Genomic DNA, 26,101 nt, shown 5'->3' with positions numbered 1-26,101 from the left:
CGTCGGGATCAGGCGACCTCGCAGACCCACCAACCCGTCTTCCGCACCACGGTGAAGCGCAGCTCCTGGTCGGCGACCTTCTCGTCGGCGGTGGTCATGGTGACCCGGGTGGAGACCGTGGCCCGGTCCCCGGTCTGGTTGTCGACCGTCGGGTTGGTCCAGCGGAACCGGGGGTTCTGGTACTGGCCGGCGTACTTCTGCACCTCGGCGACCTTGGCGGCGATCTTCTCGTCGTCGCGGGCGGCGGAGCAGACGAACGTGGCCGCCTTCTCGGCGTCCCGGTCCTGGTAGACCGCCTTGACGAAGCCGTCCACCGCCACCTGTGGCTCCTTGGCGCCCTGGCCGTCCTCGCCGTTGCGCAGGGCGAGGAAGGCGACCGTGCCGCCACCGCCGCAGAGCAGCACCGCCGCGGCCAGCACGATCGAGGCGATCAGCAGCGTCGGGCGTTTGCGCCTCGGCGCGCCGGCCGGGTACGGCGGGTGACCGGGCGCGGGCCCCGGAGTGGCGGTGAGCGGTGGTTGGCCGGGTCCGGCCGGCGTGGCCCCGGCGGAGGACGGTGGTGGGAAGGGGTCGCCAGGCGTGCCGGTGGCGCCACCGGCGGGTGGTTGGGTCATCGATCTCCCCCGGGTTGCGGCGCGCCCGTCGCCGCCCCAGGCGACGGGCACGGGGTCGAGGTGGTGGGTGTGCGCACCGCGCGCGCCCAGTCCGGAAGGGTAGCGGTCGGCGGGCCGGTTGCCAGCCCCGCGTGGACGGCGTGCCGAACGCGAGAAAGCCGTCGCGTTCCCGACCAGCCTTGTGTCGCATATGTGACTTAACGTGATCAGTCATGCGCGTCCCGTTGTCGGGACGGTCGCCGCGTCCTACGTTCGTCGCGACGCGGTGGCCGGATCGGGGGACTTCGAGCCGCCCGATGGTGCTTGTGAGCAGGTATGACGCCCGGAGGCAGCGGATGCGCGACGCGGAGAACATTCCCCGAGCCCAGTTTCCCCCCGGCGACCGGGCCGCGCGGCCCGGCGACGCCGAGGGCCCCGGTGCGGGCACGCCGTTCAACGAGCGTTCCTACCGCCCCCCGGTCGAGGTGGTCCGCACGCTGGTCCGGCCCGCCGGCCGCGGCCGGGACGAGGAGGAGCCCGGCTACGTCATCCACCTGCCGGTGCGGGTGCCCGACCTGGCGGCGGCTACCGCGCTCGCCAGCATCGTGGCCACCTCGCTGGGCTTCCTGGCCGAACTGGACGCCGGGGAGACCACCGTCTCCACCGCCGACGACCAGAACAACCGGCACCGGGTCTTCTGCGATCTGCTGCTGGCCGACCGCAGCCGCTGCCCGCAGCGCTACGAGCACCTGGGCCCCTGCGGCGAGCCGCCCGCGCCGGAGCAGCGTCCCGCGACCGGCTGAGGTCGCCGGACCGTAGGCTGTGCCTGACCGAAGTCCAAGCCAGGCAAGGGAGCCTTCCTCCGATGCAGAAGTGGGAATACGCCACGGTTCCGCTGCTGGTCCACGCGACCAAGCAGATCCTCGACAACTGGGGCGAGGACGGCTGGGAGCTGGTCTCCGTGGTGCCCGGCCCGAACCCGGAGCAGCTCGTCGCCTACCTGAAGCGCCCGAAGGGCTAGATCAGATGAGCAACGGACCCCACGCGAAGCTCGCCGAACTCGGTCTCGAACTGCCCGAGGTGGTGCCGCCGGTGGCCAGCTACGTGCCGGCCGTCCAGTCCGGGCAGCACGTCTACGTCTCGGGCCAACTCCCGATGGCCGAGGGCAAGCTGCTCGCCACCGGGAAGGTCGGCAACGGTGTCTCCGCCGAGCAGGCCAAGGACCTGGCCGAGCGGTGTGCGCTGAACGCGCTCGCCGCGATCGACGCGCTGGTCGGGCTGGAGAACGTCGTCAAGATCGTGAAGCTGACCGGGTTCGTGGCCAGCGCGACCGGCTTCACCGGCCAGCCGGCCGTGATCAACGGCGCCTCCGACCTGCTCGGTGCCGTCTTCGGCGAGGCCGGCCGGCACGCCCGCAGCGCGGTGGGCGTCGCCGAACTCCCCCTCGACGCCCCCGTCGAGGTCGAGCTGATCGTCGAGGTCGCGTAACTCCCCGTCCCCGCGATCTTGCAGGTTGCGCCCCGGCAGAAGCCCCGAACGAGGACAAACCCCGGGCCGGAACTGCAAGATCGCGGGGGATGGCGGGCGGGGTCGTACGATCGCTGCCATGGGTGGGCGTGTGACGGGGGCCGCAGCGGCCCTCGCGGAGGAACTGCCGGGGTGGGTGTCGCTGCTGCGTGCGCCCAATCCGGGGGCGATGACGCTCGACGGGACCAACACCTGGGTGCTGCGGGCCGGCCCGGACGCGCCGGCCGTGGTGGTCGACCCGGGGCCGGCCGACGAGGAGCACCTGGCCGCGATCGCCGCGCACGGGCCGGTCGGGCTCGTGCTGATCACGCACGGGCACCCGGACCACACCGAGGGCGCGCCCCGGCTCAGCGAACTGCTCGGCGGCGCGCCCGTGCTCGCCGCCGACCCGGCGCACACGATCGGCGGTGAGCCGCTGACCGGTCCGGTCGAGGACCTCGGCGGCTTCGGGATGACGCTCCGGCTGCTGAGCACCCCCGGGCACACCGCCGACTCGGTCTGCTTCCTGGTCGAGCACGACGGCGAGCGGGTGGTGCTGACCGGCGACACCATCCTCGGCCGGGGCACCACCGTGGTCGCCCACCCGGACGGGCACCTCGGTGACTACCTGTCGAGCCTGGAACTGCTCTCGACGTACCGCGGGATTCCGGCGCTGCCGGGCCACGGCCCGGCGCTCGCCGACTGCGGCGCGGCGGCCGACTTCTACCTTGCCCACCGGCGGGCCCGGCTCGACCAGGTACGCGCCGCCGTGGCCGCCGGCGCCACCACCGCGCCCGAGGTGGTGGCCGTGGTCTACGCCGACGTCGACCGGTCGCTGTGGTGGGCCGCCGAGTGGTCGGTCCGCGCCCAGCTCGAACACCTCGGGGTGGAGCAGCCGTGACCTGCCCGGTGTGCGGGACCGTCGCCGTGCCCGGCGCGCGGTTCTGCCACAACTGCGGTGCGGCGCTGCCGGCCGCGGCCACCCTGCCGGCCGCCGAGCGCCGCGTGGTCACCGTGCTCTTCGGCGACCTCTCCGAATTCACCTCCTGGTCGGAGGACCTCGACCCGGAACGGGTCGGCGCGGTCACCGACCGGGTGCTCGCCGCCCTGGCCGGCGCGGTCAAGACGTTCGGCGGGCACGTCGACAAGCTCACCGGCGACGGGATCATGGCGGTCTTCGGCGCGCCGGTCGCGCACGAGGACGACGCCGAGCGCGCGGTCCGGGCGGCGCTGTCCATGCAGCGGGCCGTCCGCCGGGTGCTCGACGACGAGCGGGGCGGCGGCGCGCCGCTGGGCCTGCGGGTCGGGCTCAACACCGGCGACGTCATCGCCGGCATCCAGGCCGCGATCGAGTACACGGTCATCGGCGACACGGTGAACACCGCCGCCCGGCTCGCCGACGCCGCCGCGGTCGGCGCGATCTACGCCGGCGCGCGGACCTCCACCGCGACCCGGCACGTCGCCTCCTGGCGGGCGCTGCGCCCGCTGCGGCTCAAGGGCAAGCGCGAGCCGGTCGAGGCGTACGAGCTGCTGGGCCTGCTGGACGCGCCGGGCACCCGGTCCGGTCTCGGCGACGAGGCGCCCTACGTGGGCCGGGAGACCGAGATCGGTCGGGTCGCCGGCCGGCTCGCCGAGGTGATCGACCGGGGTGAGCCCCGGGTGCTGCTGATGACCGCCGAGGCGGGCATCGGCAAGTCCCGGTTCGCCGCCGAGGTGGAACGTCTCGCCGCCGGCTACGACGTCGGCGCCGGCCGGTACGCGGCGCACACCGGCGCCCGGGTGCTCTCGGTCCGCTGCGCCGCGTTCGGCGAGCGGCGCCGGCTGGCGCCCCTGGCCGACCTGGTCCGCGCCGCCGTCGGCCTGCCCAACGACGCGGCCACCGCGGTCACCCGGCCGGCCGTCGAGGAGCGGCTGCGCCGGCTCGGCCAGCGCCTCGCCCGGCTCCCCGGCGACCCGCCGCCGATCGCCGTGGACCAGCTCCTGGCCCTGCTCGGGTACGCCGAGCTGCCGCCCGCCGCGGACAGCGTCGAGTGGAACGCCGCCACCGCGCCACCGGACGCCGAGGCGGTGCCGAACGCGGTCGCGGACCTGCTCAGCGCGCTCGCCGGCGAGGCGCCGATGGTGATCGTGGTGGACGACCTGCACGACGCGACCGCCGAGACGGTCAAGGCGCTCGCGCTGACCCTCAACCGGCTCGCCGGCCCGGTGCTGGTGCTGCTGCTCGGCCGCCCCGAACTGGTGCGGACCGCCGGCGCGCTGACCCGGCTCGCGGACGCCGAGGTGCACGCGCTGCCGCCGTTGCGCGGCGCGGACGCGGCCCGGCTGCTCACCAGCTATCTGGCCGGGGGCCGGCTGCCCCAGGCCGACACCGACCGGCTGCTCGCCACCGCCCAGGGCAACCCGTTCTACCTGGCCGAGCTGGTCACGCTGCTGATGGAGCGCGGGGCGCTGACCGCCGGCCCGGGCCGCGGCGCGGACGTGTCCTGGCGCCTGGCTCCCGGCTCGCTGGGCAGCCGGTTGCTCTCCCGGGACCTGGCCGCCGTCCTCGCCGCGCGGATCGACGCGCTGCCGCCGGACGCCCGCTCGGTGCTGCGTGACGCCGCGGTCGTCGGCGACGCCGCGGTCGCCGGCGCGCTGGAGGCGCTGCGCGAGCAGCGGGCCGGGCGGGACGGTCGACCCGCCGCGGTGGCCGCGGTCGAGTGGGAGCGGGCCGTCGAGGAACTGCTGCAACGCCGCATGCTGCACCGCACGCGCACCGGCTTCGCCTTCGCCACCCCGCTGATGCGGGAGGCCGCGTACGCCGGGGTGAGCAAGGCCGAGCTGGCCGAGCGGCACGCCGCGCTGGCGCGCTGGGCCGCGCCGGAGAGCGTGTCCCCGGCCGGCGCCCCGGCGGGCGGGTTCACCGAGGCGGCCCGGGACGACTTCGTCGCCGAGCACGTCGAGCGGGCGACCGTGCTGGCCGACGCGGTGAAGCTCCGCCCGGACGCGCCGGCCCGGGCGGTCGCCGACCTGGGCGTGGCCGCGCTGGGCCGGGCCGCCCGACGGTCGCTGCGGGTGGGCGAGCCGGCCCTCGCCGTCGAGTACGCCGAACGCGCGGCCGAGCTGGCCCGGGGCGCGGTGCCCCCGGCCGACCGGGTGGTGCACGCCCGGGCGCTGTTGCAGATCGGCCGTCCGGCCGACGCGCTCGCCTCGGCCGAGAAGATCGCCGCGAACGCCGGCGAACCGGCCACCCGGGCCGCCGCGCTGCTGCTCGCCGGGCAGGCCCAGCAGACCCTGGGCGACGCCGAGCGGGCCGAGCGCAGCTATCAGGAGGCGTTGCAGGTCGCCACCGACGCGGACCTGCCGACCGTGCGCGGCTCGGCGATGCGCCGGCTCGGCATGGCCGACTTCATCGCCGGCCGGCTCGGGCAGGCGAGCAGCCGGCTGGCCGCCTCCTACCAGGTCAGTCTCGCCGCCCGGGACCCGCGCGGGCAGGCGTGGTCGTTGCAGAACCTGGCCTGGGTGACCACCACCCGGGGCGACTTCGCCGGCACGGACGCGGTGCTCGGCCGGGCCGCCCGGCTCTTCGCCGAGCTGAAGGACCCGTACGGGCGGGCCTGGCTGCGCGGCACCACCGCGTTCGCCCGGCTGCTCGCCGGCCGGCTGCGGGAGGCGTGTCGGCTGGCCCGGGTGTTCCTGCCGTTCGGGGAACGGGTCGGCGAGGCGTGGGCGGTGGGCACGCTGCGGGCGGTCGAGGCGTACGCCACGGCCGAGCTGGGCGACCTGGCCGAGGCGGACCGGGCGGCGCGGCGCGCGTACCGGGACTTCGCCGAGGTGGGTGACGACTGGGGGCAGGGCTTCGCGCTGGTGGTGCGCGGCGTGGTGGCGCGCGGGCTGGGCGAGCCGGAACACGCGGCCGACCTGTTCTGCGACGCCCTCGAGTACGCCGATCGCACCACCCACCCACTGCTCACCGGGATGGCCGGCACGCTGCGCGGCTTCGTCGCGCTGGAGATGGGCGACTGCGAGACCGCCGAGCGGGAGGCGCGTTCGGTGCTGACCAGTGTGGAACCGCACAACCCGCAGGCGCCGGCCCAGGTCGCGCCGCGGGTGCTGCTGGCCATGGCGCGGGTCGCGGCCGGTGACCCGGGCACCGCGGTGGGGCTGCTCGCCCCGGTGGCCACCGGGGCGGCCGACGCGCCCTCGTTGCTGTTCTCCCGGCGCCAGACGATGGCCCGGTACGCCGGCGCGCTGCTCGCGCACGGCCAGCGGGAGCAGGCGCTGGACTGGGCGCAGCGGGCGATCTCCGCCCCGGCCGAGGACGTCCGGAGCCAGGTGGTGGCGCGACTGGTGCTGGCCGAGGCGCTGGACGCCTGCGGCCGTCCGGTCGAGGCGCTGGCCAGTGCCGAGGAGGCGGTGCGCCTGGCGTACGCCACCGAGCAGCGCAGCGAACGGGCCGCCGCCGACGCGCTGCGGGCCCGCCTCCGCGCCGGCTGAGCACTTCCGGTTCTGCCGGTTCCGGGGATGTGTTCGACGGTGCGGGCGGATAGCGTGGGGCGGCGGCGCGCGTGGGCGAGCGCCACCGCGGGTGCATGAGGAGGGACGATGAGGCTGCCGCGCTCCGGCGCCGGCTGGACGATCGCGGTCTTCGGGCTGCTGGCGCTGCTGCTCGGCGCGCTGGGCCTGATCTGGCCGGAGACCCAGCTGCGCCTGCTCGGCTTCGAGGTGCCGGCCGAGCGCGCGCCGGGCGACTACACCGGCACGTTCCTCACCGCCGCCTCGATGGCCTCGTTCAACATGGGCGTCTACTACCTGCTCGCGGTGGCCACCGAGTGGCGCCCGTTCTACCGCTTCACGGTCTGGTTCCGGCTGGTGACGTTCACCGTGTTCACCATCGCGGTGCTCTCCGACGTGGCGCCGGGGCGGTTCTTCGGGGTGGCCGCGTGGGAGGGGCTGGGCGCGCTGGCGACCGCCGCCGGCCTGTGGTGGGACGCGCGCCGGGCGACAGCCGATCCGACCGTCCCCACCGGGTCGGGCGACTCCGTGCCGGTGCCGGCCTCCGACGCGGCGCGCTGACCGACCGGGACCGTTGGGTATTTTCGAGCCGTGACCGAGACCCCGCCCGGCGCCCTGCGGCTGCCCATCGTGCCCGGTCTGACCGATCTGGAGGTGTTCGCCCGGGGTGGTTACGCCACCGTCTACCGGGCGACCCAGATCTCGGTGGGGCGTGAGGTGGCCGTCAAGGTCGAGAACCGGACGCTGGACAGCGAGCGCGACCAGGCCCGGTTCCTGCGCGAGGCCCGAGCCGCCGGCCGGATGTCGTCGCACCCGCACGTGGTCGACCTCTTCGACGTCGGGGTCACCGTCGACCAGCACCCCTACCTGATCATGGAGCTCTGCGACGGCTCGTACGCGGAACGGATGCGTACCTCACCGCTGGACGCGGCGGAGACCCGCGACCTCGGCGTGAAGATCGCCGACGCGCTGGCCCACTCGCACGCGGCCGGCGTGCTGCACCGCGACGTCAAGCCGGCCAACATCCTGCACTCCGAGTTCAACTCGGCGGTGCTCGCCGACTTCGGGTTGGCGGTGCTGGCCGAGGTGCGCGACGCCTCGGTCACGCTGGAGGTTCTCACCCCGGCGTACGCGCCGCCGGAGATGTTCAGCCACAGCCCGCCCAGCCCGGCCGTGGACGTGTACGCGCTCTGCGCCACACTCTACGCGGTGATGCACGGCCGCCCCCCGCGCTGGCAGTCCGAGCGCAATCCGAGCCTGGTCACGGTGCTGGAGATGTTCCAGCAGCCGATTCCCGGCCTGCCCGGGGTGCCCGAGGAACTGATCGACGTGCTGCGCCTGGGCATGTCCAACGACCCGGGTGAGCGTCCCTCCGCCGTCGAGCTGCGCGGCATGCTCGCCGCGCTCCCGCTCGACCCGGCCGCCCCGACGACCCCGTTCGTCGGCACCGGCGGCCCGTACGGCCGAACCGGCGGGCCGAGCCCGCGGCAGCCCGCCAAGGACGACCACCCGACCGTGCCGACCCGGAGCCGGCGCTGGCCGAGGCGCTGGTTCCTCGGCGGGGCCGGCGTGCTCGCACTGGCCGCCTCCGCCGCCGGCGGCGCCTGGCTGGCCGGCGGGCCGCCGCCCGCGGTCTCGCCGACCGTGCCGGCCACCGGCGTGGCCGGGGCGACGCCGCTGCCCGGGTGCGCGTCGGCCGACGTCCGGCTCCCGGCCGGGGCGCGCTGCGGGTCCGAGTTGGAGTGCTACGGCCCGGTGCGGCTGCGCCGGGACCGGGCCGAGGCGAGCCGGGTGCCGTGCGACGGTCAGCACACCTGGGAGACCTATGCGGCCGGCGACCTGCCGGCCGCGCTCGCCGGGGCGGCGCACGACGCGGTCACCGCCGACCCGGCCGTCCGCAAGGTCTGCAACACCGGCACGTTCCGCCTGGTCAGCGGCGTCGAGAAGGCGACCGGGTGGAACCTCGAAGTGTTGCCGCCGGCCGACACCGAGGCCGACCGCACCTATCGCTGCCTGGCCGGGCAGGGCGTGAACGCGCTCGCCCGCCCCACCCTCACCGGTCGCTGAGCCCGTTCCCGGCCCGCTGCTGCTGCCGCACCGACCTCGGGTCGAGCGTCTCCAGCGTGTCCGCGTCGACCGGGTGACCGGCCGGGGTGCGCAGGTTCCGCACCGCGCGCGGGTCGATCGCCTCGAGCGTGTCGGCGTCCACCCCGTACCCCGGGTCGGGGGCCGGCCAGCCCTGGGCCCGCGGGGTCTCGACGCCACCGCCGCCGGGCTGCCGGGCGGCGGTGATCGTCACCCCGGTGACCATGCCGAGCACGACACAGACCAGGGCCAGCACGACCGACAGGATGCCGGGCGGCCGCCAGGCCGCCAGGGTCACCAGCGCGGCCACCGTCGCCACGGAGGCGACGAGGGCCTTCGTCCGCGCACTCGACCTCGGGAACGAACTCACCCGACAAGCATGGCCCAGCAGGCCGGCCTGTCAACCGCCGGCCCGGGACGGCTTCCCGTCACTGATCCGTTCCACAGAGGATCGCGAAAAGCGTCGATCAAGAAAAATTCGTTACGCCCATTGGCCTTTTGCCGCATCGGTCCGCTTTTGCGGGGCCCCTCCGATGGCCGTCGATCCCTAGAGTGACGAGGGTCGAGGTCTCCTCGACGGATCTGTTCCCCACCGGAAGGCAGCCACATGCCCCGAGTAGTCCGGTCCCTCGCCGCAACAGGGATCGCCGGGATCCTCCTCGCCGGATCGGCCGTCGCGCCCGCCGCGGCCGCCGCGCCGGCAGCGCAACCGCCCACGTACGACCGCACCAGCACGGCCGAGGCACGCCGGGTGGACCGCGTACCCACGCCGAAGCTCGACTGGTACGCCTGCTACGACTACGCCGAGTGTGCGACGGTCCGGCTGCCGCTGGACTACGACAAGCCGAAGGGCGCCACCACCGAGGTCGCGCTGCTCCGGGTCAAGGCCCGCGACCGGCAGCACAAGGTCGGCAGCCTCTTCCTCAACCCGGGTGGCCCGGGCGGCTCCGGCACGGACATCGCGCTCGCCGCACCCTACTTCCTCGGCGACGACCTGCTCGACCGCTTCGACATCGTCGGCGTCGACCCGCGCGGCGTGGCGGCCAGCGACAACATCAAGTGCTTCCCGTCGGTGAAGGACCAGACCCGGGCGTACGCCGGGCTGAACGTCGCGTTCCCGTGGACGAAGGCCGAGGAGAAGGCGTACGTCGCCTCGTCCAAGGCGGTCGGCAAGGCGTGCTCGACCACCGGCAAGCCGCTGACCGGCGCGGCGTCCACCGCCGAGGTGGCCCGCGACATGGACGTGCTGCGCCGGGCGGTCGGCGACAAGAAGCTCAGCTACCTGGGCTTCAGCTACGGCACCGCGCTCGGCCAGTACTACGCCAACATGTTCCCGGACCGGTTCCGCGCGCTCGTCGTCGACGGCGTGCTCAACCCCAACGCCTGGGTCGGCCAGGGCAAGGCCCGCAACCAGCTCCAGGAGACCCGGCTGCGCAGCGCCGACGGTGCCTACAAGGCGCTGCACGAGATCCTGGTCCGGTGCGGCAAGGTCGGCGCCGACAAGTGCGAGCTGGCCGCCAAGGGCAACCCGGTCGCCGCCTACGAGACGGTGGCCAAGCGGCTGCGCAAGAAGCCGGCGGTGATCGACGACCCGGACTACGGCTCGTACACCGTCAGCTACGCCGACTTCGTCGGCGCCACCCTCGGCGCGCTCTACGACCCGTACGGCTGGTCTTCCGTCGTGGAGATCACCGTCCTGCTGCTGGACGCGACCGACCCGGCCGCCGGCAAGGCCGCCACCGCGGCGGCCCGCAAGGCGCTCGCCGCCCGCGCCGCGAAGGCCCGGCAGCAGCGGGGATACGACTTCCCGTACAACAACGGGCTGGAGACGTTCCTGACCGTGGACTGCACCGACGCCTACCACCCGAAGAGCGCGGACGCCTGGCCGGCGCTGTCGGCCAAGGAGGACCAGCGGGCACCGTACTTCGGGCGGGCCTGGGCCTGGGGCACCGCGCCCTGCGCCCGCAACACCTGGACGGTGCGTGACGAGGACGCCTACACCGGCCCGTTCAACCGCACCACCGCCGCCCCGGTGCTGGTGGTCGGCAACTACTGGGACCCGGCCACCAACTACCAGGGCGCGGTCGGCTCGGCCAGGCTGCTGCCGAACAGCCGGCTGCTGAGCAGCGACAGCTGGGGGCACACCGCGTACGGCACCTCGGCGTGCGTGACCAGCCGGATCGACACCTACCTGCTCACCGGCAAGCCGCCGGCCAAGGGCACGCTCTGCGTCGGTGACTCCCAGCCGTTCCAGGACGACCCGTCGGCCGACCGGGCGGCTTCCTCGAAGAGCGAGCTGGCCCGCGCCGGCGAGCCGGGCCGGGGCGAGCCGAAGCGGCTGCCGCCGGTGGCCACGCCGCGGCCGGCGGTCGGCACGCTGACCGTCCGCTGACGGACCCCCGGGGTGCGGCGGGTGATCGGGCGCCCGCCGCACCCCGGGCCGACAGGAACGCAGCCCATTGTGTGGTGGCGGCTACTCTGAGTGCCCCGTCGTCGTGTCCGTGATCGAGGTGCCCGATGCCCGAGGTCTCTCCCCGCCACCGGCTCCGCTCGCTCGCCACCACGCTGGCCGTGGCGGTGACGCTCACCCTGGCCGCCGCCGCCGGCTGCGACAACCGTCGCGAACCGCCACTGCCCTCGGTCCTCGACAAGTTGCACGAGTCGCACGTCGACGGTCAGGCGAAGATCAAGATCGGGATATCCGAGACCGAGCCGCTGATGGGGGCCCTGCGCGACGGCGCGCACGTCGGCTTCGACGTCGAGATCGCCCGCTACATCGCCGCGTCGCTCGGCTTCCAGGGTGACCAGCGCATCCAGTGGGTGGCGCTGGCCACCGAGGACCGCATCCCCGCGCTCCAGGGCGGCACCGTCGACCTGGTCGTGTCCAGCTTCTCGATGACCGAGGAACGGGAGAAGCTGATCAGCTTCGCCGGGCCCTACTTCGTCACCACCCAGGAGGTGATGGTGCCGACGCGGCTGCGCGACCGCATCCGCACCATCGAGGACCTGCGCCGGCCGGAGCTGCGGATCTGCACCAGTGGCGGCTCCACCACCGAGGCGGAGCTGGAGAAGCACCAGGTCCGCGCGTACGTGGTGAAGACCGTCGGCGACTGCGTCCGCGGCATCCGGGAACGCCGCTACGACGCGGTCAGCTCCGACGAGACCATCCTGGCCGGCTTCCTCTCCCAGTACCCGACCGAGTTCGAGATCGTCGACATGCCGTTCGGCACCAGCGAGCTGCTCGGCATCGGGGTGCCGATCGGTGACCCGGCGCTGCGCGACCTGGTCGCGTTCGCCCTCCAGAAGAGCTACCTGGAGGGCCGGGACGGCATCAGCAGTCCCTGGCTGACCGCCTACAACCGCACGCTCGGGCCGTGGCTCAAGGCCGAGAAGTCCCAACCGCAGCCGCTGCACGTGCCGAAGCTCGTCGACTTCGACGACAAGGCACCCCGGCGATGACCGCCCCGACGGCCCCGCCGGCGAGCGTCGCGCCGGCCGGTGACGTCCAGGCGCCCCGGCCCGTACCGCCGCCCGCCGAACCGGACGCCCGGCGTGCCCGGGCCACCCAGTCCTTCTGGACCGCGGTGGTCGGGGTGCCGGCCGTCTTCTCGGTGCTCCGGCTCGGTGTCGAGGCGGGCGGCGAGTTGCAGACCACGCTGCTGCTGGTGGCCAACGTCGGCACGGTGAACCTGCTGGCCGGCTTCCTCACCACGGCTGCCGCGCTGCTCTCCACCGCGCTCGTCGCGATCTTCGCGCTCGGGGCGGTGCTGCGGGTCAGCGTGGAGCGGATGCCACCGGGCACGCGCCGCCCGCTCTTCGCCCGCTGGGTGGACAGCACGCCGGCCTGGTTCGCCGTGGCCAGCTTCCTGCTCGCACTGGTCACCTGGCCACTGCTCTACCTGCCGCTGCTGCTCCCGGCGTTCGTGGCGGCCTTCCAGCTCAGCCCGGAGCGGCTGCACGAGCAGCGGGCACCGCGCCTGTTGCTGCTCGCCGCCGGCTTCGCCGGATACCTGTGGTTGCTCGCGCCCACCCTGCTCGACGCCGTCCGGCAGGGCGAGACGCTCGCGCTGATGCTGCTGGTCGTACCCCCGGTGGTGGCGCTCTTCGTGACCGGCCCGCTGCCGGCCGCGGTGACCCGACCGCTCGCCTCGATCACCGAGGCGGCGGTGCTGGCCATGCTGGTCTGGGCGGCGCTGCCGGTGATCACCACGCCGGTGCTGCCGCTGACCGTGACCACCGTCGAGTCGTCGCCCGGCGTCATGGAGGACGTCCGCGGTCACGTGGTCACCGTGGACGACGTCGACGTGGTGCTGCTCCAGGAGCGCGGCGGCGTCCGCTACCTGCCGATCGGCCTGGTACGCGCGCAGGTGCTCTGCCCGAGCGAGGACGAGCTGCCCCGGCGGCAGCTCCGGGTGCGCGACTTCCACGTGGAGGACTCGCTGTTGGGGGGTCTGGGCCGTCGGGTCCGCCCGGTCCACCGGATCGACGCCGCCTGCCGCACGGTCGACTGACCGTCGCGCGGCCGGCACCCGACGCCCGACGCGGGCCTGCCCCGGAGTCGGCAAGCGACCTGGTCAGCGCGTGTTCCGGAGCAGGTCGGCCAGGTCCCCCGCCTCGGCCAGCTCGTCGCCGAGCGGGCTGCCCGCAGTGGCCACCGCCGCCGTCCACAGCAGATCGGCCGGGACGTCGGAGGCCAACCAGTGCGCCAGCTCCCACCCGGATCGTTCGTCCGGCGCCGACCACCGCACGACCTCCGCCAGGTGGCGGATGGGCGCCTCGCCCGACAACTCGGCGAAGTCCGCCAGGTAGGGGTCGATGTTCAGCCCCAGTGCGGCCACCGCGTCCAGCACCTCCTCCGCCGGACATGTCGACGGCCACGAGGTCAACGTCCTCCGCCACCAGTCGCGGAGGAAGTCCTCGACCGCGTCCCGCTCGGCCGGTGTCCAGTCCGCCCACTGCTCGCCGATCCGGCGGGTCACGGTCGCCGGCCACCACCAGTCGGTCATCTCGCCGCCCGCGTACGCGGTCAGCAGTCGGGGCACCAGGTGCGGCAGTTCGCTCCCGTCGCCCCAGGTGCCCGAGTTGCCGAGGTAGCTGCCGAGCTGCTCCGGGGTCAGCGCGCGCAGCGGGGTGCGCCGGAACCGGTCGACGTCGGCCGGGTCGACGCAGTGGTCGCACGCCGCCATGTCGGGGGGCATCGGGTGCCGGGCGAAGACGGCGTACAGCCGCTCGCCCGCCCGCTCCACCTCACCCGCCCACACCCCGCCAGTCTCCCCGCCCCCGCCGCCGGCGTCGAACGGGTTCCGTGCGGCGGCGGGGCGGACGTGGACGGTCAGTAGGACTTGTCCTGGCCGAGGACGTGCTGGGCGACGAAGTTCAGGATCATCTCGCGGCTGACCGGGGCGATCCGGCCGGCGCGCACCGCGCCGAGCAGCGTCGCCACGCCGTACTCGGTGGTCATGCCGGCCCCGCCGAGCGCCTGGACGGCGGTGTCCACGGCGAGCGCGGCGGCCTCGCCGGCCGCGTACTTGGCCATGTTGCCGGAGACGCCGGCCTCCAGGTCGCGGCCGGCGTCGTAGAGCGCCGCCGCCTTCTGGATCATCAGGCGGGCCAACTCCACCTGCACGGCCGCGTGCGCGAGCGGGTGCGCCACGCCCTGGTGGGAGCCGATCGACCGGCCGCCCCAGACCTTGCGGGTGGCGGTGTAGTCGGACGCCTTCTCGATGGCGTACCGGCCGGTGCCGGCGCCCATCGCGGCGACCGTGATCCGCTCCGGGTTGAGGCCGGCGAACAGCGCCGGCAGGCCGGCGTCGAGCGACTCGCCGACCAGCGCGTCGGCGGGCAGCCGGACGTCGTCCAGGTAGAGCAGGAACTGGTTCTCCGGGGAGAGGATCTCCATGTCCAGCTTGGACTTCTCCAGCCCGGGCGCGTCGGTGGGCACGATGAACAACGCCGGCTTGAGCTTCCCGGTCGAGGAGTCCTCGGTCCTGGCGACCACCAGCACGTGGTCGGCCTCGTCCACGCCGGAGATGTAGACCTTGCGGCCGGAGAGCAGCCAGTCGTCGCCGTCGCGGCGGGCCACCGTGCCGAGCCGGTGGAAGTTCGAGCCGGCGTCCGGTTCGGTGATCGCGAAGACGATCTTCTGGGAGCCGTCGGCGAGGCCGGGCAGGTGACGCTTGCGCTGCTCCTCCGTACCGTGCTTGGTGATCACGGTGGCCGCGATGGCGGGGGAGACGACGAGCAGCAGCAGCGGGCAGCCCGCGGCGGCCAGCTCCTCGCAGACCAGCGCCAGTTCGGTGATGCCGCCGCCCCCACCGCCGTACTCGGTGGGGATGTTGACGCCGAGGTAGCCGAGCCGGCCGGCCTCGTGCCACAGCTCGGTGGTGTGCTCACCGGCCTTGGCCTTGCGGACGAAGTAGTCGTGGCCGTACCTGCGGCCCAGCGCCCGGACGGCGTCGCGTAGCTGGTCCTGCTCTTCGGTGAGGTCGAAGTTCACTGCGGGTCCTCCTCGGGGTCGACCACGGCCAGTACCGCGCCCGTCTCCACCTGACCGCCGGGCGGCACCGGCAGCTCCGCCACCACACCGTCGGCCGGGGCGAGCACGGGATGTTCGAGCTTCATCGCTTCCAGCGTCAGCAGCAGGTCGCCGGCGGCGACCCGCTGGCCGACCTCGACGTGCACCCGGGTCACCGCGCCGGGCAGCGGCGCGAGCAGCGATCCGGCCGCCAGCGCCGCCGTGGGCCGGGGCAGCCGCGGCAGCTCGGTGAGGCTCGCCGCCCCGTCCGGGCCGTCCACGAAGACCGACGAACCCACCCGGTGTACGCGGAACGCGTGCCGCACCCCGTCGACGTCGAGCACCACCCGCTCCGGCGCGGCGCTCACCAGCTCCACCGTTGGGGTTTCGGTGTTAAGCGGGGCCCCCTCCTCTACCGAATCCGTTAACCGGGGGCCCCGCCTTTCCCACTCGGCGAGTGCGCCGGTGCGGGTGAGGCGGTAGCTGATCTCGATGTCGGTGAATCGGGTGACCTGCGGGACGGCCGGCACGTTGCGCCAGCCCGACGGCAGCCCGGCGAGCACCGGCGCGGCGGCCCGGCGCGCGGCGGCCCCGGCCAGCGCGGCGGCGAGCGCGGCCAGCGGAACCCGGTCGGCCGGCAGCAGCGGCTCGAAGACCTCGGGGTGCCGCTCCAGGAACCCGGTGTCCACCTCGGCGGCGGCGAACTCACCGCTGCGCAGCACCCGGACCAGCAGGTCCCGGTTGGTGGCGACGCCGTGCAGCTCGGCCCGGGCCAGCGCGCCGGCCAGGGCGCGGGCCGCCTCGGCGCGGGTGGGTGCCCAGGCGACCACCTTGGCCAGCATCGAGTCGTAGTGCACGCTCACCGTCGAGCCGTCCACCACGCCCGAGTCCAGGCGCAGCCCGCGGGCCGGTCCGAACTCGGCGTCGACCCCGGGGATCGCGAACCGGTGCAGCGTGCCGGTGGCCGGGCGGAAACCCTGGGCCGGTTCCTCGGCGCAGAGCCGCACCTCGATGGCGTGGCCCTCGGCGGCCGGCGTCGCCGACACCGGCAGCGGCTCGCCCTCGGCCACCAGCAGTTGCAGCCGGACCAGGTCCAGCCCGGTGGTCAGCTCGGTGACCGGGTGCTCCACCTGGAGGCGGGTGTTCATCTCCAGGAAGTGCACCTGCCCGTCCGGCGCGAGCAGGAACTCCACCGTGCCGGCACCGACGTAGTCGACCGCCCGCCCGGCCGCCACCGCCGCGGAGTGCAGCCGCTCGCGCACGTCGTCGGGGAGCACCCCGGGCGCCTCCTCGACGATCTTCTGGTGCCGGCGCTGGATCGAGCAGTCGCGCACCCCGAGCGCCACCACCGTGCCGTGGGTGTCGCCGAAGATCTGCACCTCGACGTGCCGGCCGCGCTCGACGTACCGCTCGATGAAGACCGTGCCGTCGCCGAACGCCGCCGCCGCCTCGCGGCGCGCGCCCGCGACGGCCTCGGCCAGCCCGGCGGCGTCGCGGACGATGCGCATGCCCCGGCCGCCGCCGCCCGCGCTGGCCTTCACCAGCACCGGGAAGTCGGTGACCTGGTCGGGGTCGGTCCAGGTGGGCAGCATCGGCACGCCCGCGTCGGCGAGCAGCGCCTTGGCGGCCATCTTGTCGCCCATCGCGGCGATCGCCTTCGCCGTCGGCCCCACCCAGGTCAGGCCGGCGTCGGTCACCGCCGCCGCGAACTCGGCGTTCTCGGCGAGGAAGCCGTAGCCGGGGTGGACGGCGTCCGCGCCGGACCGGCGGGCCGCGTCCAGGATCAGATCGATGCGCAGGTACGTCTCGGCGGGCGTGTTCCCCGGCAGCCGGACCGCCTGGTCGGCCTCGGCCACGAACGGCGCGTCGGCGTCCGCGTCGGAGTGCACGGCCACGGTGGCCACGCCGAGCGCCCGGCAGGTGGCGAGGACCCGGCGGGCGATCTCCCCCCGGTTGGCCACGAGAAGTCTCGTAATCATTCCCCAGCCCCCTACATCCGGAAGACGCCGAAACCGTCGGCGCCCTTCACCGGTCCGTTGTGGATCGCCGACAGGCAGAGCCCGAGGACGGTACGGGTGTCCCGGGGGTCGATCACCCCGTCGTCGTAGAGCCGGCCGGAGAGGAACAGCGCCCCGGACTGCGACTCGATCTGCTGCTCGACCATCATCCGCATGGCGGCGTCGGTGTCCTCGTCGTACTCGCGTCCCCGGGCCGCGGCGGCCTGCCGGGCCACGATCGACAGCACACCGGCCAGCTGGGCCGGGCCCATCACCGCCGACTTCGCGTTCGGCCAGGTGAACAGGAACCTCGGGTCGTACGCCCGGCCGCACATGCCGTAGTTGCCCGCGCCGTAGGAGGCGCCCAGGTTGACGGTCAGGTGCGGGACCGTCGAGTTCGACACCGCGTTGATCATCAGGGCGCCGTGTTTGATGATGCCGCGCTGCTCGTACTCGGTGCCGACCATGTAGCCGGTGGTGTTCTGCAGGAAGACCAGCGGGGTGTCGGCGGCATTGGCGAGCTGGATGAACTGCGCGGCCTTCTGCGCCTCCTCGCTGAACAGCACCCCCCGGGCGTTGGCCAGCACCCCCACCGGCCAGCCGTGCAACTCGCCCCAGCCGGTCACCAGCGCGCTGCCGTAGCCGGGCTTGAACTCGTCGAACGCGCTGTCGTCGAGCACCCGGGCCAGCACCTCGCGCGGGTCGAACGGCACCTTCAGATCGGCGCTGGCGATGCCGAGCAACTCCTCCGGATCGTGCCGGGGTGGCAGCGGGGACGGGTTGCGCGGCGGCGGGCCGTGTTTGCGCCAGTTGAGCCGGCGGACGCACTGCCGGGCCAGCCGGATCCCGTCCCGCTCGTCCTCGGCGAGGAAGTCGGCCAGGCCGGACGTGCCGGCGTGCATCTTCGCGCCGCCGAGCGCCTCGTCGTCGGTCACCTCACCGGTCGCCATCTTCACCAGCGGCGGTCCGGCCAGGTAGACCTGCGACCGGTCCCGGATCATGATGGTGTAGTCGGACATGCCGGGCACGTACGCGCCGCCGGCGGTGGCGTTGCCGAAGACCACGCTGACCGTGGGGATCTTTGCCGCGGAGAGCCGGGTCAGGTCGCGGAACACCCGCCCGCCGGGAATGAAGATCTCCGCCTGGGTGGGCAGGTCCGCGCCGGCCGACTCGACCAGGTTCACCATCGGCAGCCGGTTGGCCAGCGCGATCTCGCCCGCCCGCCGGGTCTTCGCCAGCGACCACGGGTTGATCGCGCCGCCGCGTACCGTCGGATCGTTCGCCACGACCAGGCACTCCACGCCCTCGACCACGCCGATGCCGGTCACGGTGCTGGCGCCGACCGGGAAATCCGTGCCGTACGCGGCCACCGGCGACAGCTCCAGGAACGGGCTGTCCGGGTCGAGCAGCAGCTCGATCCGCTCCCGGGGGAGCAGCTTGCCGCGCCCGTGGTGCCGGGTCACGTACTTCTCCCCGCCCCCGGCGCGGGCCTGGTCGAGCGCCGCGTCCAGCTCGGCGAGGCGCTCCAGCAGCGCCTCCCGGTTGGCCGTGAAGCCCGGCGTCGTCGCGTCGATCGTGCTCTGGAGAACAGTGCTCACAGGCCCATGCCCTTCGCGATGATCTCGTTCATGATCTCGGTGGTGCCGCCGCCGATCCCGAGGATGCGGGCGTCCCGGTAGTGCCGTTCCACCTCGGCGTCGCGCAGGTAGCCGAAGCCGCCGTGCAGTTGCAGCGCGGCGTCGACCACGAAGTCGCAGGCGGCCACCGCCACGTTCTTCGCCATCGCCACCTCGGTCACCACCGGTTGCTTCGCGGCCACCCGCTCGGCCACCTCGTGCACGTACGCGCGGGCCGCCTCGGCTCGGGTGTGCATCTCGGCCAGCCGGTGCCGGACGAGCTGCCGGCTGGCGAGCGGTCGGCCGAACGTGGACCGGTCCCGGCACCACCGCACCGCCAGGTCCACGCAGCGCTGCGCGGTCGCGTACGCCTGGGTGGCGAGCGAGAGCCGCTCGGCGGCGAACTGCTGCATGATGGCCAGGAAGGCGGTGTCCTCCGGGCCGACCCGGTTCGCCACCGGCACCCGCACGTCGGCGAAGGACAGCTCGGCGGTGTCCGAGCAGTGCCAGCCCAGCTTCTCCAGCCGCCGGCCCACGGTGAACCCGGGTGCGCCCTTGTCGATCACCAGCAGGCTCAGCGAGCCCGACCCGGGGAAGTCGGTGCAGACCGCGGTGGTCACGAAGTCGGCCCGGACGCCGCTGGTGATGTAGGTCTTCGACCCGTTCACCACGTAGTGGTCGCCGTCGCGCACCGCGCAGGTGCGGATGCCCGCCACGTCCGAGCCGCCGTCCGGCTCGGTGATCGCCAGCGCGCCGATCATCGTCCCGGCCAGCGTCGGCCGGACGTACCTGTCGACGAGCGCCTCGTCCTGTGCGGCCACGATGTGCGGCAGCGCGATGCCGTGCGTGAACAACGCGGCGACCAACCCGGACGAGCCACCCGAGCGGATGATCTCCTCGGTGACCACGATCGAGTCGAGCAGGTCGCCGCCGCTGCCGCCGACCGACTCGGCGAAGCCGATGCCGAGCAGCCCGATCTTCGCGGCGGTCTCGTGCAGCGACCGGGGCACCTCGCCGGCCCGCTCCCAGTCCGCCAGGTGCGGCAGGACCTCCCGGGTGACGAAGGCGCGGGTCAGCTCGCGCAGTTGGCGACGCTCCGGGGTGTCCACGATGGTCATCGCGACGCCTCCGCCGGCAGGTCGACCACCCGGGCGCGAAGCAGCTCGCCGAGCGCCTTGGCCTGCGGGTCGAACCGGGTGGACGCGGCCACGCCCTGCCCCAGCAGGCCTCTTATGACGAAGTTGACCGCGCGCAGGTTCGGCAGCTCGTACCGCTCGACGGTCAGCGTCGCCGTCTCCGGCAACAGGTCCGCCAGCCGCTCCACGGTGAGCCAGTCGCGCAGCCACGACCAGGTGGCGTCGGTGCGGGCCCAGACGCCCAGGTTGGCGTCGCCGCCCTTGTCGCCCGACCGCGCGCCCACCACCTCACCCAGCGCCCCCCGCCGGGTGCGGTGCAAGGAGGGGCCCCCTGTCAACGCCCGGTGCATAGCGGGGGGCCCCTGCAAACCACCCACCACGGAGGGCGGCGGGATCGGCACGCGCTCGCCGGAGGGGAGCACCGCGACGTGCTCCACCGCGTCCTGCGCGACGGCGTCGGCGGTGAACACCCCGTACGGGGTGGCGTCGCCGGGCAGCGTGGTCAACGTGCAGCCCGGGTAGGAGGCGAGCGCCAGCTCCACCGCGGCCGCCGAGAACGCCCGCCCGGCCCGCGCCTTGTCGCCGTCGCGCAGGTGTACGTGCAGCAGCGCGCTCGCCGCCTCGGTGTCGGCGGCGTCCGGATGGTCGGTGCGGGCCAGGGTGAACTCCAGCCCCTCCTTGCCGACCGCCTCCTCCACCTGGCCCCGGACCAGGGCCGCCTTGGCCGGAATGTCCAAGCCGCACAGCACGAACGTCATCGAGTTGCGGAAGCCGCCCAGGTTGTTGACGCCCACCTTGAGCGTGTCCGGCGGCGGTGTGCCACGTACCCCGGAGACCCGTACCCGGTCCGGGCCCGCCTGGTCGAGCCGGACCGTGTCCAGCCGGGTCACCACGTCCGGGCCGAGGTAGTCCGGCCCGCCGACCTCGTAGAGGAGCTGGGCGGTGACCGTCTCGACGGTGACCGCGCCACCGGTGCCCGGGTGCTTGGTCAGCACCGACGACCCGTCCGGGTGCAGCTCGGCGATCGGGAAGCCGGGGCGGTGGCCGCCGTCCGGCAACTCGGTGAAGAAGCTGAAGTTCCCGCCGGTGACCTGTGCCCCGCACTCGATGAGGTGCCCGGCCACGGTCGCCCCGGCCAGCGCGTCGAGGTCGTCGCGGGTCCAGCCGAACCGGGCGATCGCCGGCCCGACCGTCAGCGACGCGTCGGTGACCCGGCCGGTGACCACCACGTCGGCGCCGGCGTCGAGGCAGGCCGCGATCCCGAACGCGCCCAGGTACGCGTTCGCGGTCAGCGCGTCCGGTCGCTGGAGCGCGTCGCCCGCCACGTACCCGACGCGCACGTCGAGGCCGAGCCGCCCGGCGAGCGACCGGACCGCGTCGGCCAGGCCGCCCGGGTTGAGGCCGCCGGCGTTCGTGACCAGCGTGACCCCGCGCTCCAGCGCGGTGCCGAGCACGCCCTCCAGCTGCCGCAGGAACGTCTTCGCGTAGCCGAGTGAGGGGTCGCGCATCCGGTCGCGGCCGAGGATGAGCATGGTCAGCTCGGCCAGGTAGTCGCCGGTCAACACGTCCAGCTCGCCGCCGTCGAGCATCTCCCGCCAGGCGGCGAAGCGGTCGCCGTAGAAGCCCGACGCGTTGCCCACCCGCAGCACTTTCACGGGGAGACCTCCCGCGCCGGCTCTCGCTTGCCGCCGGGCGGACCGGCGAACGCCTGGGCCACGTCCAGCCACTCGTCGGCGACCGGGCCGGCGGCGACCAGGGCCAGGTCGGCGCGGTGCCGGCGCTGCGTGACCAGCAGGCAGAAGTCGAGCGCCGGGCCGGTGACCCGGTCGGCCGCGTCCGCCGGCCCGAACGCCCAGACCTCGGTGCCGCTGGGCGCGCTCAGCTCGACCCGGACCGGGTCCGCCGGCACCGCGCGGCCGTGGGCGGCGAAACCATGACCGAGGGTACGGAAGCCGAGATGGGCGATGTGCCGGAGCCGGGCGGTCGGGGCGCGGGTGACGCCGAGCGCGTCGGCGACGTCCTCGCCGTGCGCCCAGGTCTCCATGATCCGGGCGGTGGCCATCGAGGCGGGCGACATCCGGGTCCCGTACCAGGGCAGCTTCTCGCCGGCCGGGCTGGCGGCCAGGGCGGCCGCGAGCGCGGCCCGGCCGTCCCGCCAGCGGGCCAGCAGCGCGGGCGGCGGGGCGAGGAAGGACTCCGTCCCGTCCTCGACCAGGCGGGACGGGTCCGGCGCGGCGGTGACCGAGGCGAAGAACGCCGACTCGTCGGTGGCGGCCAGGTGGGCCACGTGGTCGGTCCAGGCCAGGTGCGCGATCTGGTGCGAGACGGTCCAGCCCGGTGCGGGTGTCGGGCGTTCCCATCCGTCCGCCGGCAGCTCCGCGACGAGCGCGTCGAGCTGCTCGGACTCGGCGGCCAGGTCCGCGAGCAGGGCGGTCGGGTCGACCATGGTGCCTCCGGGCGAGTCGTGCCGGTCAGGGGCTTCGGGTCACTGCCGCCCGTCGCCGGACGGGCCGGCGGTGGGCGGGGCGGCGTCGGCCGGCCCCGGTGCGGCGGGGCGGGCGTCGCGCGGGTCGGTGGTGGCGTCGGGCGTGAGCAGGGTGGCGAGCTGGCGTTTCCAGGTGTGCAGCAGGGCGGTGCGGCGGGTCGAGTCGTCGCTGAGCAGGTTGGCCACGCCCAGCCCGCGCAGCAGGTCGAGGGTGGCCTGCACCGCCTCACGAACGCCGGGGCGGCGTTCGTCGACGCCGAGCAGCTCGACGGTGAGGCGGTGCATCTCCCGGCCCACGGTGGCCTCCAGCGGCACGAGCGCGTCACGCAGCTCGGCGTCGGTGCGGGCGGCGACCCAGAGTTCGAGGGCGGCGACGAAGAGCGGCCCGGTGAAGGCGGCGGCGAGCAGGTCGACCACCCGGTCCAGCCGGCGCGGGCCGGCGGGCAGCGCGTCCGCCTCGGTGCGCAGCTCCACCGCCCGGCGTTCGGCGAGGTGGGCGACGGCGGCGGTGACCAGGGCGGCCTTGGTGGGGTAGTGGTGCAGCTGCGCGCCGCGGGAGACGCCGGCCCGGGCGGCCACCACGGTGGTCGTGGTGCCGGACCAGCCGTGCTCCACCAGGCACTCGACGGTCGCCTCCAGCAGCCGGGCCTGGGTGGCGCGGCTGCGTTCCTGCTGCGGGACGCGGGTCGGTGCGGTGGGCACGGGGACAGCGTCCCGCCCCGGAAACAAACAGTCAAGACTGACTTTTTCTCCGGGCGGACATCCGACACCTCCGACGGTGGGATTCCGCGATACTGTGCTCCGTTCACGGGGAGGGCACGACATGGATGAATTCGTGCTGGTCGGCGGCGCCGGTTTCCTCGGCACCGTGACCGCCGAGGCGCTGCTGGCCACCGGCGCGCGGGTGACCACCGTGGACCGTCGACCGCCGGCCGAGGCGAGCACCGCTGCCGGGCTCGACTGGATCCGGGTCGACCTGCTCACCGACGACCCGCCCGAGCTGCCGCCGGGCGTCGTCGTGGTGCTGCTCGGCGCGAGCGAGCCACGCCCCCGCCGGCCCTGGACGCTGCCGCTGGACAACGCCGTCAGCACCGCCCGGCTGCTGCCCCGGCTCACCGGCCGCCGGGTGGTGCTCACCTCGTCCGTCGAGGTCTACGGCGCGGCGGCCGGTCCGCTGACCGAGGACACCGCGCCCGAGCTGCCGTGGACCGTCGAGGAGATCGACGACTGGTGTGCGCTCGCCCGCGACCTGGCTCGGAGCCCGTGCCCGCCCTGGCGGGCCGCCCCGCTGGCCCGCGCCATGGCCGACGCCGACCCCACCGGCCGCTGGACGTACGCGATGGCGAAGCTCGCCCAGGAACGGCTCGTCGCCGACGCGGTCGACCCCGACCGGCTCACCGTGCTCCGACTCGCCAACGTCGTCGGCGCGGGGCAGCACCGGGTCGCCACCCGGCTGATCCGCCGGGCCCGGCAGGGGCTGCCGCTCCCGGTCACCGCGGACGCCGTCCGCAGCTTCCTGCCCGCCGACGCGCTCGCCCGGATGCTGCGCGACGGCATCGGCCCCGGCGTCTGGAACGTCGGCGGGAAGCCGGTGCCGCTGACCGACCTCGCCACCTGGATCCGGGACCTGTGCGGCTCGTCGGCGCCGCTGCGGACCGTGCCCCGCCGGACGCCGGACAGCTCCGGCCTGGTGGTCACCGACAGGCTGACCGCCGCCGGCCACCGGATCGGCCCGCTCCGCCCGCACCTGCCGGCGCTGGTCGCCGAGGTGGACCACGACCGGACGCCGCTGTTCCGGCCGCCGCTGCCGGTCGTCGTGCCGCCCCCGCCGGCCCACCCCGAGCTGGTGGCCGCCCGCCAGCAGGAGGCGCTCGCCAGCGGCGAGGTCAAGCACGGCAACCGGTGGACGCGGGAGCTGACCGAACGGCTGGGCAAGGAGCTGGAACTCGACGACGACCATCGGGTGCTGGTCACCGCGTCCGGCACCGCCGCACTGCGGATCATGGTGGCCGCCACCGTCGGCCCGGCCCGCCCCGGCGACGTGGCCGTGCTGCCGTCGTACACGTTCCCCGCGACCGCGGAGATCCTGGTCCAACTCGGGTACGCGCTGCGCTTCGTCGACGTGGACGCCGCGACCTGGACGCTGGACCCGGCGGCCGTCGCCGCCGCGGTCGAGCAGGGCGGGGTACGGGTGGTGCTCTGCGTCGACACCTTCGGCAACCCGTGCGACTACCCGGCCCTGCGGGCCGTCTGCGACCCCGCCGGGGTGGCGCTGCTGGCCGACTCCGCCGCCGCCCTCGGCAGCCTGCACCAGGGGCGCCCGGTGGCGCAGCAGGCGCTGGCCCACTCGTACTCGATGAGCTTCGCCAAGGTGGTCTCGGCCGGCGGGGCCGGCGGCGCCCTGGTGCTGCCCGCCGGCGCCGCCGAGGCGGTGCTCGCCGCACCGGCCGGCTGGACCCGCTCCGAGCTGATGAACGAGCTGCCCGCCGTGGTCGCGGTCGACCAGCTCGCCGAGCTGGACACGCTGGTCCGCCGCCGGGCCGAGGTGGCCGAGGTGTACGCGGACGCCGCCCGCACCCTGCCGATGCGGTTCCAGCGGGTCCGCGCCGGGGACCGGCACTGCTGGGTGCACTGGGTGGCCCGGCTCGCCGACCGCGACCGGGTGGCGGCGCAGCTGGCCGCCCTCGGCGTGCAGACCAAGCCCTACTTCGCGGCGATCCACCGGGGCCCGCTCGGCGGCGGTGAACGGCTGCCGGTGACCGAACGGCTGGACGCCGAGGCGCTGGCCCTGCCCATGTCGTCGGAACTCACCGTGGAGCAGGCGGAACGGGTCGTCGCCGCGCTGCACCGCTGCCTGGGCTGAACCTCGCCGCTCCGACCGCCGGGCGGCGGCCCGAACGGTCAGGTCGGGGCGCGGCGGCCGGTCACCAGCAGCTGCTTGCCGGCGTCGGCGAGGACCGGATCATCGCCCAGCCGGCGCTCCAGCGCGAGCAGCGCGTCCCGGTCGGCGGCGAGCCGCTCGGCCAACCCCGCCCGGCCCAGCGGCCCGGCACTGACCAGCAGCCCGGCGCTGCGCACCTCGACCAGGCCGGCGGCGGCGAACCCGGCCTCCAGCCGGGCGCGATCCAGCAGGTGCAGGTCGGCCGCGTGCCCGGCGGACCGCCAGACGCCCCGGCGGCGGGACAACCGCTCCACCGCCTCCTCGCCCCGGCCGGCGCCGACCAGCTCCAGCACCAGCCCCACCAGCGAGTCGACCAGCACCGCCAGCACCCCACCCGGGCGCAGCCAACCGGCCAGCTGCCGGACCGCGCCCTCCGGGTCGGCGGTGTATTGCAGCGAGCCCATCGCCAGCACCGCGCCGGCCGTCGCGGGCAGCGTCACCTCCGTCATCGAGCCCTCGACCAGCGTGAAGCCCGGCCCGGGCGGACGGCGGCGCAGCTCGGCGACCATCCCCGGGGCCTGCTCGACGCCGGTCACCGGATGGCCCAGGTCGAGCAGCCGCCGGGCCCACCGGCCCACCCCGCAACCGGCGTCCACCACCGGGCCGTCCGGCGGCAGCAGCGCCCGCACCCGCTCCCACGCCAGATCGTCGTACGCGCGCCGGTGCGGCACCGCGAAGTGCTCCTCGTAGCCGGGGGCCAGCGCGTCGTACAGCGGCTGGCTCGGGCGCATCGG

The 26,101-nt window shown here is 74.8% G+C and carries 21 protein-coding genes and 1 pseudogene; 11 read left to right on the top strand and 11 right to left on the bottom strand.

Annotated elements, in window-relative coordinates; all coding sequences use genetic code 11:
* Nucleotides 1–8 precede the first annotated feature (8 nt).
* A complete protein-coding gene (locus GA0070213_RS26035; protein ID WP_091070287.1) occupies nucleotides 9–614 on the bottom strand; it encodes an Rv0361 family membrane protein in 606 nt (201 codons plus the stop codon).
* Nucleotides 615–949: 335 nt separating this feature from the next.
* Between GA0070213_RS26035 and GA0070213_RS26030 the strand changes: the two genes are divergently transcribed.
* The 7 genes from GA0070213_RS26030 (at nucleotide 950) to GA0070213_RS26000 (ending at nucleotide 8,660) form a co-directional block, all read left to right on the top strand.
* On the top strand, nucleotides 950–1,396 hold the full coding sequence (locus GA0070213_RS26030; protein WP_091070284.1) for a hypothetical protein: 447 nt from the start codon (nucleotides 950–952) through the stop codon (nucleotides 1,394–1,396).
* A 62-nt stretch (nucleotides 1,397–1,458) separates the two neighbouring features.
* Nucleotides 1,459–1,614, top strand: coding sequence for a Sp36 family protein (gene sp36 / locus GA0070213_RS26025; protein ID WP_013289021.1), 156 nt, complete (start codon nucleotides 1,459–1,461; stop codon nucleotides 1,612–1,614).
* Nucleotides 1,615–1,619: 5 nt separating this feature from the next.
* Nucleotides 1,620–2,081, top strand: coding sequence for a RidA family protein (locus GA0070213_RS26020; protein ID WP_091070282.1), 462 nt, complete (start codon nucleotides 1,620–1,622; stop codon nucleotides 2,079–2,081).
* A 118-nt stretch (nucleotides 2,082–2,199) separates the two neighbouring features.
* On the top strand, nucleotides 2,200–3,000 hold the full coding sequence (locus GA0070213_RS26015; RefSeq protein WP_091070271.1) for an MBL fold metallo-hydrolase: 801 nt from the start codon (nucleotides 2,200–2,202) through the stop codon (nucleotides 2,998–3,000).
* The gene (locus GA0070213_RS26010) at nucleotides 2,997–6,575 is read left to right on the top strand and encodes an adenylate/guanylate cyclase domain-containing protein (protein WP_091070268.1); all 3,579 of its coding nucleotides are present in this window, start codon (nucleotides 2,997–2,999) and stop codon (nucleotides 6,573–6,575) included. Before GA0070213_RS26015 ends, GA0070213_RS26010 begins: the two co-directional genes overlap by 4 nt.
* Nucleotides 6,576–6,683: 108 nt before the next feature.
* On the top strand, nucleotides 6,684–7,154 hold the full coding sequence (locus GA0070213_RS26005) for a hypothetical protein (protein WP_091070266.1): 471 nt from the start codon (nucleotides 6,684–6,686) through the stop codon (nucleotides 7,152–7,154).
* 30 nt (nucleotides 7,155–7,184) lie between these two features.
* On the top strand, nucleotides 7,185–8,660 hold the full coding sequence (locus GA0070213_RS26000) for a serine/threonine-protein kinase (RefSeq protein ID WP_091070264.1): 1,476 nt from the start codon (nucleotides 7,185–7,187) through the stop codon (nucleotides 8,658–8,660).
* Here the strand turns inward: GA0070213_RS26000 and GA0070213_RS25995 are convergent.
* Nucleotides 8,647–9,048, bottom strand: a complete 402-nt coding sequence (locus GA0070213_RS25995; RefSeq protein ID WP_245716551.1) for a hypothetical protein — start codon at nucleotides 9,046–9,048, stop codon at nucleotides 8,647–8,649. The genes GA0070213_RS26000 and GA0070213_RS25995 overlap by 14 nt on opposite strands.
* 237 nt (nucleotides 9,049–9,285) lie before the next feature.
* On the opposite strand from GA0070213_RS25995, the gene GA0070213_RS25990 reads away from it, so the two are divergent.
* From GA0070213_RS25990 to GA0070213_RS25980, 3 genes are all read left to right on the top strand, one after another.
* Nucleotides 9,286–11,070 carry an alpha/beta hydrolase gene (locus GA0070213_RS25990; protein ID WP_091070262.1) on the top strand — a complete coding sequence of 595 codons (1,785 nt, stop codon included), beginning with the start codon at nucleotides 9,286–9,288 and terminating at the stop codon, nucleotides 11,068–11,070.
* Nucleotides 11,071–11,195: 125 nt separating this feature from the next.
* Nucleotides 11,196–12,137: a transporter substrate-binding domain-containing protein gene (locus GA0070213_RS25985; protein ID WP_091070260.1), complete on the top strand. Its 942-nt coding sequence runs from the start codon at nucleotides 11,196–11,198 to the stop codon at nucleotides 12,135–12,137.
* On the top strand, nucleotides 12,134–13,189 hold the full coding sequence (locus GA0070213_RS25980; RefSeq protein ID WP_091070258.1) for a hypothetical protein: 1,056 nt from the start codon (nucleotides 12,134–12,136) through the stop codon (nucleotides 13,187–13,189). Before GA0070213_RS25985 ends, GA0070213_RS25980 begins: the two co-directional genes overlap by 4 nt.
* A gap of 63 nt (nucleotides 13,190–13,252) precedes the next feature.
* On the opposite strand, the gene GA0070213_RS25975 is transcribed toward GA0070213_RS25980, so the two are convergent.
* From GA0070213_RS25975 to GA0070213_RS25940, 8 genes and pseudogenes are all read right to left on the bottom strand, one after another.
* On the bottom strand, nucleotides 13,253–13,939 hold the full coding sequence (locus GA0070213_RS25975; protein WP_091070255.1) for a hypothetical protein: 687 nt from the start codon (nucleotides 13,937–13,939) through the stop codon (nucleotides 13,253–13,255).
* Between the two features lie 71 nt (nucleotides 13,940–14,010).
* On the bottom strand, nucleotides 14,011–15,174 hold the full coding sequence (locus tag GA0070213_RS25970; protein ID WP_091070252.1) for an acyl-CoA dehydrogenase family protein: 1,164 nt from the start codon (nucleotides 15,172–15,174) through the stop codon (nucleotides 14,011–14,013).
* Nucleotides 15,171–17,171: an ATP-binding protein gene (locus tag GA0070213_RS25965; protein WP_091070249.1), complete on the bottom strand. Its 2,001-nt coding sequence runs from the start codon at nucleotides 17,169–17,171 to the stop codon at nucleotides 15,171–15,173. Before GA0070213_RS25965 ends, GA0070213_RS25970 begins: the two co-directional genes overlap by 4 nt.
* A gap of 11 nt (nucleotides 17,172–17,182) precedes the next feature.
* Complete coding sequence (locus tag GA0070213_RS25960; protein WP_091070247.1) at nucleotides 17,183–18,787, bottom strand: acyl-CoA carboxylase subunit beta; 1,605 nt, start codon at nucleotides 18,785–18,787, stop codon at nucleotides 17,183–17,185.
* A complete protein-coding gene (locus tag GA0070213_RS25955; RefSeq protein WP_091070244.1) occupies nucleotides 18,784–19,923 on the bottom strand; it encodes an acyl-CoA dehydrogenase family protein in 1,140 nt (379 codons plus the stop codon). The genes GA0070213_RS25960 and GA0070213_RS25955 overlap by 4 nt, the downstream gene beginning before the upstream one ends.
* Nucleotides 19,920–21,596, bottom strand: coding sequence for an acyclic terpene utilization AtuA family protein (locus GA0070213_RS25950; protein ID WP_091070242.1), 1,677 nt, complete (start codon nucleotides 21,594–21,596; stop codon nucleotides 19,920–19,922). Before GA0070213_RS25950 ends, GA0070213_RS25955 begins: the two co-directional genes overlap by 4 nt.
* The gene (locus tag GA0070213_RS25945; protein ID WP_091070236.1) at nucleotides 21,593–22,387 is read right to left on the bottom strand and encodes a TIGR03084 family metal-binding protein; all 795 of its coding nucleotides are present in this window, start codon (nucleotides 22,385–22,387) and stop codon (nucleotides 21,593–21,595) included. Before GA0070213_RS25945 ends, GA0070213_RS25950 begins: the two co-directional genes overlap by 4 nt.
* 138 nt (nucleotides 22,388–22,525) lie before the next feature.
* Nucleotides 22,526–23,128, bottom strand: a pseudogene (locus GA0070213_RS25940) (TetR/AcrR family transcriptional regulator); the annotation flags it as partial.
* A gap of 121 nt (nucleotides 23,129–23,249) precedes the next feature.
* Between GA0070213_RS25940 and GA0070213_RS25935 the strand changes: the two are divergent.
* Nucleotides 23,250–25,289, top strand: a complete 2,040-nt coding sequence (locus GA0070213_RS25935) for an aminotransferase class I/II-fold pyridoxal phosphate-dependent enzyme (protein ID WP_091070234.1) — start codon at nucleotides 23,250–23,252, stop codon at nucleotides 25,287–25,289.
* Between the two features lie 38 nt (nucleotides 25,290–25,327).
* Here the strand turns inward: GA0070213_RS25935 and GA0070213_RS25930 are convergent, their stop codons facing one another.
* Nucleotides 25,328–26,098 carry a class I SAM-dependent methyltransferase gene (locus GA0070213_RS25930; RefSeq protein WP_091070232.1) on the bottom strand — a complete coding sequence of 257 codons (771 nt, stop codon included), beginning with the start codon at nucleotides 26,096–26,098 and terminating at the stop codon, nucleotides 25,328–25,330.
* Between the last annotated feature and the right edge of the window lie 3 nt (nucleotides 26,099–26,101).

It is taken from the genome of Micromonospora humi, from assembly GCF_900090105.1.
In the GTDB taxonomy this organism is placed as follows: Bacteria; Actinomycetota; Actinomycetes; order Mycobacteriales; family Micromonosporaceae; genus Micromonospora; species Micromonospora humi.
The sequence above is the reverse complement of the archived record's forward strand: the minus strand, read 5'-3'. Positions and strand labels throughout refer to the sequence as shown.